This is a genomic window from uncultured Hymenobacter sp. (assembly GCF_964243305.1).
In the GTDB taxonomy this organism is placed as follows: Bacteria; Bacteroidota; Bacteroidia; order Cytophagales; family Hymenobacteraceae; genus Hymenobacter.
In genome coordinates, this window is sequence record NZ_CAXTEF010000061.1 from 1 (window position 1) to 12,884 (window position 12,884).

The window sequence follows — 12,884 nt, forward strand, 5'->3', positions numbered from 1 at the left end:
CATTTCAATTCCACACAGTCCGATTGAAGCCCCGTACTTTTCAGCGTAAAAATAGCCGCTGAATTCATATAAACTGCCTTTGCGAACCCAGTTTTGTGCGGGCAAAAGCGTCGGTCGGTAATACTAAGAAAAACCTGGGGGAGCGACAACCGCTATAAATCAGCCACTTACCAGAATAAGCGGCATCCCGGCGACACCTTCGTGACCAGCGGCCCCCAGAGCGACGACGGCCCCTGCGCCGATTAATTTTACAGAAACGTATCCAGCGGGCTGCGCTCGTGGCCCCAGACCTGCTTTTCCAGCCATTCCGGAGTGCGGCTCTTGAAGATAAGGACGCTGTCTTCATCCTCATCGAGGATGGTGCCGGTTTTGGCCAGCAATTCCTTGAGCTTCACCTCCGTAATGTCACCCTCGAAGACTGAGTTCTGAATCCAGTTCAGGTAGCGGCGGCAGAGCTTGAGCATCCGGCCCACCCGCTTTTGCTTTACGTCGTACACCAAGATTACGTACATCACCACCAGGCTTTAAAGGGCTTGTATTCTTCCACGTCCAGCAGGTGCTTGGTCAGCTTGTAGCATTCGAGCTTGATGAGGTGCTGGTAGCTGACGCTGCGGTTGAGGGTGCGGTGCTGAATGGTTTCCTTGAGCCGCTCCTCAAACACGCGCACGAACGCTTTGCGCGCCGGCTCGCGCAACTGGCAGCCGCCCAGCTCGCGCACAAAATCGCGGGGCTGCAACTCCTTTTTGTTGAGTACCCGGAAAATGGTCCGGTCCACGAGCAGGGGCTTGAAGATTTCGGCCAGGTCCAGCGCTAGCGAGAAACGCCGGGCGCCCGGCTCGTGCAGAAACGAGATGGTCGGGTTGAGCTGCGTGTGATAAATCTGGGAGAGGCAGGCCGCGTAGCAGAGCATGTTGCCGAACGAAATCAGCGCGTTCAGCTCGTTTTGGGGTGGCTGCGTGCTGCGCGTGCCAAACGTGAAGCCCTCGACGCTGACCAACTGCTCGAAGCAGCGGTAGTAAGTCTGGCGGATGTTGCCCTCGTAGCCCATGAGTTCGGCTACCGTCGTGGCATGGGGTAGGGCCGCCACGTACAATTCAATCTGGGTGATTTCCTCGCCTACCTGCCGGCCCCGGCTCTGGTAGTAGCGCAGGTTTTTGAGCAGGTTGAAGGCCGCGCCCTCCACCAGCTTGCGGGCCAGGGCCAGCCGCTTTTTAGAGCCGGTGTAGTGGTTGGTCTGCGCCACCTGCACCCGGCCGGCCAGCAGGTAGTCCTTGGCCATAAAGGAGCCCGTGTAGTGCTCATAAAAGTCGAAGAAGTGCACCGACACGCCGTGCTTGCCCAGAAAGTTGTACAGCGCCGAGTTGGCATCGAGCGAGCCGAACACGTACAAATCGGCCACGTCCTCAATGGGTAGAAACCGGGTCTGGCCCTCGGCGCCGGCCTCGTCGTAGGCTGTGTACTTGAGCGTGTTGTCCTGGCGCGAGAGGCGGCCGGGGTTGAAGAGGTAGAAGGTTTTCTTCATTGAATCGCAGATGGTGCAGATTAACCGTGATGTTGCTGATTTTTATACCCCTACCCCCTCTCCCAACACCAACCTGGCTAGTGGCGGCGCGCTGGGGGCATTGCGTGCCACATCCCTACCCCCTGTCCCTGCACCAACCCCTGCCAGGCGCAGTAGGGCTGTTGGTCACTGGTTTAGTTTCCCTACCCCTCTTCGCTACTGCAATGCTGTCTCACCGGCGTAGCAGAAGTCATAGTAGCTGCACTGCTTGCACACGGGCTTGTTGATAGTGGGCGGGCAAGCCTGATTGACCAGCACCTCAATGGCCGCTTCGGCGCCCGTCAGGGTGGTGCGGGCGTCGTCGGTTAACGTCACGGCCTCGGTGCGGCGCAGGCGCGGGTATTCCAGTACGCCGGTCGCGCCCAGCACGCCGTGGCGCTCCAGCACCAGCAGGTAGTATTGCAGCTGCGCCACGCTGGCGGGCTGCATCTTGTCGCTGCGCTTGATTTCGTGAATAACCTTGTCGTGCGGGTCGTAGAAGTCAATCTTGATGCCGCCGAGCTGCACCTCCCGAAACCGCTTGGCCCGCTGGGGGTAGGCCGTCAGGTGCAGCAGCGTGCCGTCCTGCACGTTTTCGTGGGTTTGCTGAAAGCTCACGCCGTGGTGAAACAGCCACAGCTTGCGGTGGCAGATGTAGTAGTAGTTGAGGTGCTTGCCGGTAAGGTGCATGGGGCAGAGGGGGTAGGGATTTACTCGTCCTCGGCGCTGGGCTGCTGGTCAAAGCGCAAGCCCTGTTGCGAATCGTAGTAGCCCGCTTTTACTATCCAGATTACTTCGGCTTCCTGGCTGATGTGAACGCGAACCTCTTCCAGCTTTCTGGCCTGCTGCGCCCGGCGAAAGTCATATACCGGCACCGAAATGGCGTGGGGCAAGGCCCACTCCCGAAATTGAAAGGAAGAAGCAAATACCTGCGGGTCACCTTCAGTGTCGAATGCCGAAAAATTGGTGGCGGCATACACCACTTTCTGGGGGCCGATGTCGCGGCTTTTCCACTGGTGCGTTTCTTCGTCGTCTTGTTCAGTTCCCGCTTTGGGCAACAGCAGCCAATTAGCAACTACGGCCGCCTCCAATGCCCGGCGATTTTCCCACACATCAGTCGTTTCTTCTGCTACGCTCGGATACAACTCATTCACTAATTCTACTAAGCGCCGGGCCGAGTAGTCGCCAGCGGCTAGTTGAATACCCGCCTGCTCCAACACCGTGCTAGTCACCCAGCCCTGACCCTGGCGGTAATGGCCGTAGGGAGCAGGATAAAAACTCTGCTCTCCTTTTTTATCGGTTTTCTGCGGCTCGATCAAATGCAGCTCACCGACTACGGCAGTTCGGCCATCGTGCCGATTGGCGAAGCGCGACAAGCGGCCCGCCCGCTGCGCCAGCCGGTCGGTTGGGCACAGGTCGGCAATCATCAAATCGGCGCTGATGTTAACGCTCAGTTCCCCAATCTGCGTCAGAATGGCGACGCCCGTGGGACTGCCGGATTTCCAGGCTTTAGGGCCGAGCATCGCCAGTAGCTTTTCCTCAACGTCCTTCTTGTCGGGCTCCGTGAAGCGGGAATGATAAAGCACCACGTTTGGCGCTTTGTGTTGCTGAAACCAGTCCCAATAGGCCTGCGCCCGGCCCACGGTGTTAGCGTAGATGATGAGCGGCTCGCCGTTCAGGGCTCGTTGCAGCAGCGGCGCAAGGTCCTCGGGTGTTTCGGCTGGCCCAGCGCGATGCAGACGGAAGCGGGGCCGGTCGTAGTCGGTCAGGTCTTCCCAGATTTTTGCGGCCCGCAGGCCCGAGAGCGCGTATAATTCCAGCGCTGAGGCGGGCAGCGTAGCACTCATGAGCAGCACCGGCACCCGTAGCAACCGCAATGCCCGCAGCAGCACGACCAGGTTGCGCTGCGTAAAATCATCGTAGAAATCAGCCTCGTCAATCACAACGCAGGCGTGGGCCAGGTTCCAGAACGTGGCGTGGTGGTCTTCGCGGGTAGCCGTCAGCGCCAGGCAAAGCTGGTCAATCGTCGTAACGGTGGTGGGCGTTTCCAGCAGGCGGGCATAGTCCAGTTCCTGCTTCCACGCCGCAGGCTGCCGGCCATGCGCCTGCTGTTCCCGCTCGCGCTGCTGAGCCAGAAACCACGCGCTGGAATGGTAGAGGCCGGTGCTGCTCAGGGTTTCGGTGGTGGCGATATACAGCGCATTGGCCGTGAAGCGGGTAGGCATGGCCCACACCAGCCGGTCAGCCCGGCCGGTCGTCACCTGCCGCCGTGCCCAGAGCAGCGCCGCATCCGTTTTGCCGGCTCCGGTGGGCGCCCGCAGCAAGGCAAACGGCTCGTCCCAAAACTTCGGAATCAGTTTCTGAACGCCGGTCGACTCACTCCAAGGAAAGGTATAGCGAAAAGCGCTCAGCTCCGGCACGGCCGGCGTGTTCGCATTCGTATGCGCCTCGCGGGCGCTGGCCCGGTGGTCGGCTAGGCGCAGCACGGCTCGCAGGCCGCCGTACTCGTAGCGCCGAGCAATGGCCTGGTCAAAGTCGGCCGCGTGGTCGGGCTGCAACTCAGCGCTGAGCGGCAAAAACCGCTCGTGCCAGAACGGCTTAAAGGTCGAGTCATCGGCCCAGCGTTTTTGATGGCGAAAGCCCAGCTTGCCGTGGTGAGCCGCCACGGCGGCGTAGGCGGCCGGCGGCAGCCAGTCGTTGCCGCCGGCCCCGCGCATTTGCACGAGCGAAGCGAACTCGTGGCGCACCCCACTTTTTTGCAGGTGGGTGCCGCGAACCTTGCCAGTGCGCCGGGACTCCTCGAAATCCCGGCGGCAGGCCTGTTGCCATGCCGGATGCGCCTTGCCCGCGTCGTGCCAACGGGCGCAGGCATCAAGCAGCGCTGGCAGGTTATGCCCCGTGCGGACGGCATATTTATAAACCAGAAACGGGCGGGCGGCCAGCACCCGCGCCGCCTCGTCGCGCACGTGGCGGGTGTGGTCGGCCAGCGGCGTTCCGTCGGGTTTGGCCAGCAGTTCCATTATCCGGGCGGCAGAACTAGGAATGATTATTTGGCTGCCTTTTCGGGCTTAATGCTCTTCTCAAAGTCGGCCGTGCTTTGCACGGCCACGCCGGGGGCCGGGTCGTAGAGGGCGTTAGCCGCCAGAAAATCCAGCGCTTTCTGATAAGCTGCCGCCGTACCGTCGCCGCTCTCGGCGGTGTCGTCGCCCAAGAAGTACACGGCACCCCGCGCCTGCAACTCGGCCAGAATATTACGCTGCTCAGCCTCGCCGGCCTTAAAGTAGCGGCTTGCCTTGCGCGAGAGGCGCGTATCGAATACCAGTAGCACCTGCTGCGGCTCGCCGCTGGTAGCGTTACGGGCTTGGTTGGCGTAGTCGGTAAGTGCGGCGGTGGCTTCCAGCGCCAGGCGAATGCGGCGGCGGCGCTCTTCTTCCGAGATGTGGCGCACGAACTCGGTCCGCACGTGCAGCTCTTTCTCGTAGCTAAAGCGCTTGCGGATGCCCACGGCGCTCACGTCCACGAAGAAGCTCATCAGCATCCGGTCGTCCTGCGAGAACTCGCGCGTCGCCACGGCCTGCCCCCGCGAGTCGCCCTCGGCTTCCATTTTGAGGCGAATGAGCAAGTCGCGGCCGACGCTGCTTGATTCCAGGGCCACGGCGGGCGTGGCCGAAATCGGCGCCGTGCGCCGCCCGGAGTACGTTTCCTTTGACGTTTGCAGAAAGCCGCCGAGGTCGGCCCGCAGGTCGGTTTCGACCACGTTCGTCACACCATCGCCGTTCGAGACGTAAGTTTGGCCGCGGCCTTCGTCGTCGGCGTTGAGGCGGTCGAGGGCCGAAAATAGGGCGTGGCGCTGCATCTGCCCCGAGATGTACACCCGCCCGTCGGGCCGTCGCTTGATGGACGACGCATTGCCGAGAAGCTTTTCGCCGGCGTTGGCGATGTGGTCGCTCATGGGCGCCAGCAGGGTAACGAGAATGCCTTTGATAATCATGGTGTGGGAGAGGTAAAAAGGCTAGGAGTTGTCGTCTTGGTGATTGTAGTCGGTGGTTTCCGGCTCGGCCGGGGTGCCTGCCTCGCCTGCCTCAGCGGCGGCGCTGCTCTTGCCAGCGCTGCGCAGCCGCATGTAGGCAATAAGCAGGTGCTTGGCCTGAGTATGACTGATTTCACGTGTCATAGCAGCGGTAACGAACCGATGAGACTCGCTAGGCGCCTCATAAACCGTCATTCGTTCGGCTTGAGTCAGCACCTGCGAAATCATTTCTTCGGGTGTTTTTGCGCTTAGAATGGCGCTTTCTAGCACGACCAAAAGTTTGGCTTTTCTTTCCCGCTCTTGCTGAGGAATTGATTTCTTCCTGTCGCCAGACGGAAACTTCTCTACATCTTCCTTGGCTACCGACCAAGCTGTCTTGTTAAGCCAACTGCCTAATTTGCTAGCTGATGCTACAATCTCAGCCAAAGTTTCGGGGTCCATTTCAGGGTTCATGGTGCGGAAATATTCGGTGAAAAGCGGTGCGGTTTCGGCGGCGTACTCGGCCCGGAAGGCCAGAAAATCAGCAAAGGCGGCCGGGGTGAAGCTTTGCAGAAAGCGGCCGGCCATGAGACAAAAAGTCTTGAATTCGGGCTTGCCGAACGGGGTACCGGCGTTGTCGGCTTCCGAGTAGAAGCGGGTGCCTAGATACAGGGAGTCCACGATGCTGGTCAGGTCGTGGTCCAGAGCCAAGCGCGTGGTGTGGTGGTCGAAGCGCACTTGGCTTATCTGGTCGTAGGAAATGACGTGCAGCGGCTGCCCGGCCAGCGTGGCGAGCACGGCCCGGCCGCGGCCCTGCTGCTGCGTGCGCCGGGCCCAGCGCCCGATGGCGCCCAGCAGCCCTACCGGCCCGAATGCGCCCGCGTCGCGGGGCGCGTCGGGGTAGTTGCCGGAGTGCAGGCGCGGCCGGCGAAACTCCGGCGCGGCGGGCTTGGCGGCCGTCAGGGTGGCGTTGGCTTTCGCGCCGGCTTTGGGCGCGGCGGCTACCGTCAGCGGCCGTTCGCGCGTCAGCATCAGGTCGTCGGTTTCCTGCCCCAGCATCCCCTCGAACACGGCCACGAACTCGCGGAGCTGCGGCAAGGGCAAGTCGGGAATGATGACCGTATTGATACCGGGCCAGGCCGCCGGCTTGAGCGGCGTAACAGTGGTAATAATTGCGCACGCCGCTTCCAGCAAGGTACCTTCCGGCGGACTTTGCGACGCCGTGCCGTTGTTGATTTTAGCTGTTGTCGGCGCAAACGAGCGGCTGAGCGTGGTGACGGCCGTGAGCGAAACCGCCCCCCGCAATTGTCCAATTATCTCTTGCGCGTTGCGAAACGTGTCTTTCGCTCCGCCGTCCGTCGTGACCAGCGTCGGAAATAAGTAAATCCCCTGCGCTGCTAAGCCCGCCGACTGCACCAGTTGCGGCTTATCGATGAGGTCAGTCAGTCGCACTGGCTCAAATTTTAATATCTTATCGTGCAGAGAGTTATTCCAAGTGCGCATCCGAAACTTTCCTAAGCCGGCCTCAATAGCGCGTACTAGCGCCATACGTAGCTCAGCTTCCGCTACCGTATCGGCTAACTGAGATTGGTAGGCGGCCACGGCCAGCCCGTAGCGCGGGTACGAATGAAGCAATTCGGCGCTCAATGAGGAAAGAATGAGTTGCTCAGCTTCGGCAACGGGCGCGGATGTTGGCGAAGCGGAGCTATCAAACAGCTTGGTTTGGCCCGATGGGGTGGAAGTAGGTTTCTTACTCATACCAGTCAAGCTCAACCCAACCGTCGTTGGAACCTAGATAAAGCGGGGCAGCCGGGTCGGCAATGGCCGCCCGCAAAGCAGCCGCCAGCGCGGGCGAAGTTTCGATGCCAACCTGATAGGGCCCTTGCGGCTCGACGTAGCCCCGCAGGGTAGGACTAGAATAATACTGCGGGAAGTAGGGCCGCAATACCGTGATACTTATCTCATCGCCGGACTGAAAATCAGTTAGCGCCTCGGCACCCTTGCGGGCCTTGGCCGCGTCCGAAGTCGTGACCAGCCCGCCGCGCTTCGCATTCATAAAGGGGATGACTTGCGCATCGTAATTGCGACTACCCTCGGCGAACGTTTTGCCCTTCAGATGCTGCGTCCACAGGTCATCGTAGTGCAGCAGCGGCGGCACGACCATGACCCCGAACCGCACGTGCCACTGCAACAGGCTGCGAAAGCCTACCCCCGACGCCGTAGCTCGGCGCTTGTGCCTCTTCTCCAGGCTTTTAAAAAGCTGATTACGCTCTATCTCGCCTAGGTGCCAACCTAGCGCGTTCTCCAGCATCCCGAGCAGCATCACATCCGTGGGTTGCGATTGGCTAGCATAATACTTACCCGGCAGCTTGGCAACCATCGAAAGTGGCGACAAAGCGTTGATTTCCAATACGCCACAAACTGAGAAGTTGGGCGGCAGTAGCAGCGAGTCAAGCGGTAAAGTGGACATGATGAATCAGGATTAATAACCAACGGCAAGGTAACTCAAATTATCCTACCCTATTTTATTAGCGAAAACTCAGTTACCTTCGTAATCACCAACTGGAATTGAAATTATTTCATTAGAGAAGATCAATTGGACCGGCTGGCGCGGGCGGGCGGCTTTGGCCGCCCGCCCGTTTTGGCCATACCCTTTTACCCAATCGCCCTATATGGATAGCCTTACCCCCAACTGGCGCTTTAACTTCAGCCAACTCACCCTGAGCCAGCGCCAGACTGGCTCCGGTATTGGCCTTATCACGGATGGCGAAATCCAGACAGCTGTGCTCAGAAGTCCACATTGGTACAATAGCGCCGCCTTTCCGCTCAGCGAAAACCATTACTTCCTGATTGGCTACACCGATAAACTTCGGTTCCTGCTCGTAGCTTTGTCGTACAGCGACGACACGTTCACCATCCACGACGTCGCCATTGCCGATGAATCCCAAGTCCAAGAACTTTACTGCGACCGGGCCGCAAGCTGAGTCGCCGCTGCTGCCGGGTTTCACCCGCAAGGAGGCCTGGGACAAATTGATAGCCACCCGGCAGCCCGTAAGCAAAGAAGCTGTATTACAGCGCATGAGAGAAGCCGCAGCCAAAAAGCAGTGAATGTTTCTTTATCCAGCAGTTCATCAAAAGCAGCCCCACCCGGCTGCTTTTTTTATTTCCCTACCCGCTCCCATCACACCAACGCCCCGCACCCGATGCCCGTCGAGTGCCCTACCCCCACTTCCCAGGCGAACCGTATCTGCTCGCTCGTGCCGCGCACCAGCACCGGGCAGACGCTGGCGCGGCACTGCACCTGTTTATAGCGGAAGAGCTTGGACTTGGCAGAAGGAACATGCGCCGGGTCGAAGCGCACGGCGGCGCCCTCATCCGGTAGGCCGGCCTGGCGCAGCTTGTGGCGCAGGGTCTGGGTCAGCAGCTCGTCGGCCAGCGGGTGGCCGGCCAGCAGGTGGTCGGCGGGGTCGCCGGCTTTGGCTTCGGGCGGCAGATGCTTGATGAACACCGGGCTGGCTACGCGGAAGGGTTGCTCTCCCCCGGCAAAGTCCGGCGCGTCCTGCATCCGCACGTCGCGCACGCGCAGGCCGTGGCCCAAGTCAGGGGCGCGCACCACGCCGCCGATGAGAGCCCGAATCAGGGCTTCGTCTGGCGCGCTCACAAACCACTGCGCGCCCTCCGTGAAGCGCAGGCCCCGGCCGCCGGGCAGGGCCCGGCCGCCGCGCAGCCACGAGAGCGAGTAGAGCGACAAGCCGTCGTGCAGCGCCTCGTTGTGGCCCGCCCAGCGGTGAAAGGCACCTTTGAGCGTCGGCAGATAATCGAACGGCAGCACGCCGTCGGCTTGCAGGTAGAGGTGGAGGCGCATAAGCGAAACCGGGAGGAAGAAGTCAGCGATTGAGGTTGGCAAATTCGGTTGGATATTCAGCAAAAACAAGTGAGATATACCAATAATTTTAGCCTTACTTGCAGGTTGCTTTAACTCCAGCTGCTCAGCTCGTATTTTGCGCGGCGGCACCGCGCCGTCCTCGCCTATCATGATGCGTCTTTAATGCCCCGTTCGTCCGCTTTCCTGCTCCTGGCCGCGCTCCTTCTGGCCGCCACCGCCGCTCTGGCGCACGAATTCTGGCTGGAAATTCCCGGCTTCCGGGTGCCGGCGGGCAGCACGCGCAGTTTGCACCTGTTCTCGGGCGAAAACTTCAAGGGCGAAAAGTGGCCCGGCAAAGCCCGGCGCGTGCGGCGCCTAGTGCGCTACGGCCCTACCCCCCCTGACTCCAGCAACCTCACCCCGGCCCAGCCCGGCCCCACCGATTCGCTCCGCGCCGGCATCCGCTTCGCCGCACCCGGCACCCACCTCGTGGCCCTGCACACCACGGCCACTTTCATAAAGCTGCCCGCCACCGAGTTTACCGCTTACCTACTGGAGGAAGGCCTGACCGACGCCCTGAACCTGCGCCGCGTGCGCCACCAGGATACGGCTGCCGGCCGCGAGGCGTATCAGCGCTGCGCCAAAACCCTGGTGCAGGCGGGCCCGGTGCCGGCCCTGGCCGCGGCAGCCGACACCGCGTACCGGCGGGTGCTGGGCGCGCCGCTGGAGCTGGTGCCGGAGCAGAACCCCTACCGGCTGCGCTCCGGCGCGGCCCTCACCGTGCGGGTGCTGCGGGCCGGGCAGCCGGCGCCCGGCGCCCAGGTGCAGGTCTGGGAGCGGCAAGCCGGCGGGCAGCCCGCGCGCCACTTCACGCTGCGCGTCAACCAAAACGGCCGCTTGCTGTTACGCCTGTCCGGCCCCGGCCCCTACCTGCTGGCCTGCGTCGAGATGGTGCCCATGCCCCAGCCCGCGCCGGCCGGCCTACCCCCCGCCGACTGGCTCAGCACCTGGGCGTCGCTTACCTTTGCCGGTCCGGCGGGCGCAGCGGCGGGGAGACCATAAGCTCGACCATAGTCCTTCTGCGATTTCTTTTTACCTTCGCCCACCCTTACCTTTTTTCTGCCTTCTGCTTTATGAAGTACACCATCGATAAAAAAGAGAACTACACGATCATCACGATTGAGGAAAAGAAGCTCGACACTACTGTTGCGCCCGACCTTAAGTCAGAGTTCGTGAAGCTCAACGCGGAGGGCATCAACAACCTGATTCTGGACCTGAGCAACGTCAAGTACACCGATTCGTCGGGCCTCAGCTCCATCCTGATTGCCAACCGCCTCTGCAACTCAACCGGCGGCCTGCTCGTGCTCACCGGCCTGCAAGACCACGTGCTCAAGCTCATTACCATCTCCAAGCTCGAATCGGTGCTCCACATCCTGCCCACCGTCGAGGAGGGCATTGACCGCGTGTTCCTGCACGCCATCGAGCGGGACTTAACCGATAAGGAGTAGGTTTTTGCTGGCTGTTGGCTGTTGGCTGTTAGCTGTTGGCTTTTCTGAGCTGGCAGTTGACGGCCAACAGTTTTTTGTTTTTTAAGCCAGCCAGCGTAGGCTGCGGCCGGTATTTTTCACCCTTAAAAAAGCTAACGGCCACCAGCTGACAGCTAACCGCTTCTCAACTTGGATTTCGAGCTGACAATTCTGGGCAGCGCTTCGGCCACGCCGGTGCTCGGGCGCCACCCCACGGCGCAGGTGCTCACGGCGGGCCCGGCCCAATACCTGCTCGACTGCGGCGAGGGTACCCAGTGGCGGCTGCTGGAAAACCGGGTTCGCCACCAGCGCCTGCGCGCAATTTTCATCTCCCACCTGCACGGCGACCACGTGTTTGGCCTTTTCGGGCTGCTCGGCACCATGCACCTGGCCGGCCGCACCGAGCCGCTCCAGCTTATTGGCCCGCCCGGCCTCGATGAGCTGCTCACCGCCCAATTCCGGTGCTCCACCACCCGGCTCGACTTCGACCTGAACTACACCCGCGTCGACACCGCCGCTCACGCCGTGGTCTATGAAGATGCCCAGCTGCGGGCCTGGTCGCTGCCGCTTGAGCACCGCATTCCCTGCGCCGGCTACTTGTTTGAGGAGCAGCCGCGCCGCGCCAACCTGCTCAAGGAGCGGCTGCCGGCCGGCCTGACGCCGAGCCAGCTGGCGCAGCTGGCCCAGGGCAACGACCTGTTGGCCGAAGAGGGGGGGGTAGGCGTGCGCCACGCCGACGTGGCCGGCCCCGTCCCTACCCCCCGCCGCTACGCCTTTTGCTCCGATACGCGCCACGTGCCGGGCCTGGCCGCGCTGGTGCGGGGCGCCGACCTGCTCTATCACGAAGCCACCTTCCTGGACGAGAGCCGCGAGCGCGCCGCTCAAACCTTCCACAGCACCGCCCGCCAGGCCGCCGAGCTGGCCCAGGCCGCGGGGGTGGCCCGCCTGCTCATCGGCCACTTTTCCAGCCGCTACAAAGCCCTGGAGCCGCTGCTGCTCGAAGCCCGCGCTGTGTTTGAGCCTACTGACCTGGCCGCCGAGGGCCTGAGCATCTCGCTCTAGAAATTCGACTTGGAAATTCGACTTGGAAAAGCCATGCCCGCTACGTTTAGCGCCCAAAAGCAGCAGCTCTACCTGGTGCTCAGCGGCATATTTCTGATTAATGCGCTGCTGGCCGAAATTATCGGCGTCAAAATATTCTCGGTCGATAAATGGCTGGGCCTGCCCGGCGACCTGACGGCCGGCGTGCTCATCTGGCCGGCGGTTTTTATTACTACCGATATCATCAACGAGTATTTCGGGCGCGCCGGCGTGTTGCGGGTCAGCCTGCTGGCCGTGGCGCTGCTGCTCTATTCGTTTGTGGTAATTTTTGCCACCACCAAGCTGCCGCCCGCCACCTTCTGGCTCGAAGCCAACGGCACCGACCCGGCGGGCCGGCCTTTCAATATTGATTTTGCTTACCAAAGCATTTTCCGGCAGGGCCTGGGCATCATTGCCGGCTCGCTGATTGCCTTTATTATCGGCCAACTGCTCGACGCCACTATTTTTCAAACCCTGCGCCGGCTCACTGGCAGCCGCCTTATCTGGCTGCGCGCCACGGGCTCCACGCTGGTTTCGCAGCTCGTCGATAGCTTCGTGGTCTTGTTCGTCGCCTTTTACGTGTTCGGCAACTGGACCTTCGCGCAGGTGCTGAGCGTGGCTAATGCCAATTACTGGTACAAATTTGGCGCGGCCGTGCTGCTCACGCCCGTGCTGTACTTAGCGCATTATTTAATTGACCTTTACTTAGGTAAGGACGATACAGTAGAGTTACAGCAGGAAGCGGCGGCCGATGTGAGCGTGTAATTATCCAATCCTTATCCCATTTTTATTTGTTCTACTTTCTACTCGGCGGTGGTCTAACCGGGGGTGATTGTATCTTTCGGGCATGGTATTCACTCAACA

General features: G+C 61.2%; 13 protein-coding genes. 5 read left to right on the top strand and 8 right to left on the bottom strand.

Annotation, left to right across the window (positions count from 1 at the left end; translation table 11 throughout):
* Positions 1-248: 248 nt before the first annotated feature.
* The 7 genes from cas2 to ACFE70_RS19490 all read right to left on the bottom strand — a co-directional run bounded on the left by cas2 (position 249) and on the right by ACFE70_RS19490 (position 8,019).
* Complete coding sequence (gene cas2 / locus ACFE70_RS19460; RefSeq protein ID WP_375419451.1) at positions 249-512, bottom strand: CRISPR-associated endonuclease Cas2; 264 nt, start codon at positions 510-512, stop codon at positions 249-251.
* Entirely contained in the window at positions 512-1,522 is a 1,011-nt protein-coding gene (gene cas1b, locus ACFE70_RS19465) for a type I-B CRISPR-associated endonuclease Cas1b (RefSeq protein WP_375419452.1), read from the bottom strand. The genes cas2 and cas1b overlap by 1 nt, the downstream gene beginning before the upstream one ends.
* Positions 1,523-1,717: 195 nt before the next feature.
* Complete coding sequence (gene cas4 / locus ACFE70_RS19470) at positions 1,718-2,230, bottom strand: CRISPR-associated protein Cas4 (protein WP_375419453.1); 513 nt, start codon at positions 2,228-2,230, stop codon at positions 1,718-1,720.
* A 20-nt stretch (positions 2,231-2,250) separates the two neighbouring features.
* Entirely contained in the window at positions 2,251-4,560 is a 2,310-nt protein-coding gene (cas3, locus tag ACFE70_RS19475; protein WP_375419454.1) for a CRISPR-associated helicase Cas3', read from the bottom strand.
* 26 nt (positions 4,561-4,586) lie between these two features.
* Positions 4,587-5,531 (bottom strand): type I-PGING CRISPR-associated protein Cas7/Csp1, encoded by a 945-nt coding sequence (cas7p, locus tag ACFE70_RS19480; protein ID WP_375419455.1) that lies wholly within the window; start codon positions 5,529-5,531, stop codon positions 4,587-4,589.
* 21 nt (positions 5,532-5,552) lie between these two features.
* Entirely contained in the window at positions 5,553-7,307 is a 1,755-nt protein-coding gene (locus ACFE70_RS19485) for a hypothetical protein (RefSeq protein ID WP_375419456.1), read from the bottom strand.
* The gene (locus ACFE70_RS19490; protein ID WP_375419457.1) at positions 7,300-8,019 is read right to left on the bottom strand and encodes a hypothetical protein; all 720 of its coding nucleotides are present in this window, start codon (positions 8,017-8,019) and stop codon (positions 7,300-7,302) included. The genes ACFE70_RS19485 and ACFE70_RS19490 overlap by 8 nt, the downstream gene beginning before the upstream one ends.
* A gap of 202 nt (positions 8,020-8,221) precedes the next feature.
* Here ACFE70_RS19490 and ACFE70_RS19495 point away from each other — a divergent pair, with 202 nt between their 5' ends.
* Positions 8,222-8,533 carry a hypothetical protein gene (locus ACFE70_RS19495; protein WP_375419458.1) on the top strand — a complete coding sequence of 104 codons (312 nt, stop codon included), beginning with the start codon at positions 8,222-8,224 and terminating at the stop codon, positions 8,531-8,533.
* A 197-nt stretch (positions 8,534-8,730) separates the two neighbouring features.
* Here the strand turns inward: ACFE70_RS19495 and cas6 are convergent, their stop codons facing one another.
* Complete coding sequence (cas6, locus tag ACFE70_RS19500) at positions 8,731-9,414, bottom strand: CRISPR-associated endoribonuclease Cas6 (RefSeq protein WP_375419459.1); 684 nt, start codon at positions 9,412-9,414, stop codon at positions 8,731-8,733.
* 183 nt (positions 9,415-9,597) lie between these two features.
* On the opposite strand from cas6, the gene ACFE70_RS19505 reads away from it, so the two are divergent.
* From ACFE70_RS19505 to ACFE70_RS19520, 4 genes are all read left to right on the top strand, one after another.
* A complete protein-coding gene (locus ACFE70_RS19505; protein WP_375419460.1) occupies positions 9,598-10,476 on the top strand; it encodes a DUF4198 domain-containing protein in 879 nt (292 codons plus the stop codon).
* Positions 10,477-10,547: 71 nt separating this feature from the next.
* Positions 10,548-10,922: an STAS domain-containing protein gene (locus tag ACFE70_RS19510; protein WP_375419461.1), complete on the top strand. Its 375-nt coding sequence runs from the start codon at positions 10,548-10,550 to the stop codon at positions 10,920-10,922.
* A gap of 168 nt (positions 10,923-11,090) precedes the next feature.
* Complete coding sequence (locus ACFE70_RS19515; RefSeq protein ID WP_375419462.1) at positions 11,091-12,002, top strand: ribonuclease Z; 912 nt, start codon at positions 11,091-11,093, stop codon at positions 12,000-12,002.
* Positions 12,003-12,035: 33 nt separating this feature from the next.
* A complete protein-coding gene (locus tag ACFE70_RS19520) occupies positions 12,036-12,785 on the top strand; it encodes a queuosine precursor transporter (RefSeq protein WP_375419463.1) in 750 nt (249 codons plus the stop codon).
* Positions 12,786-12,884: the final 99 nt, after the last annotated feature.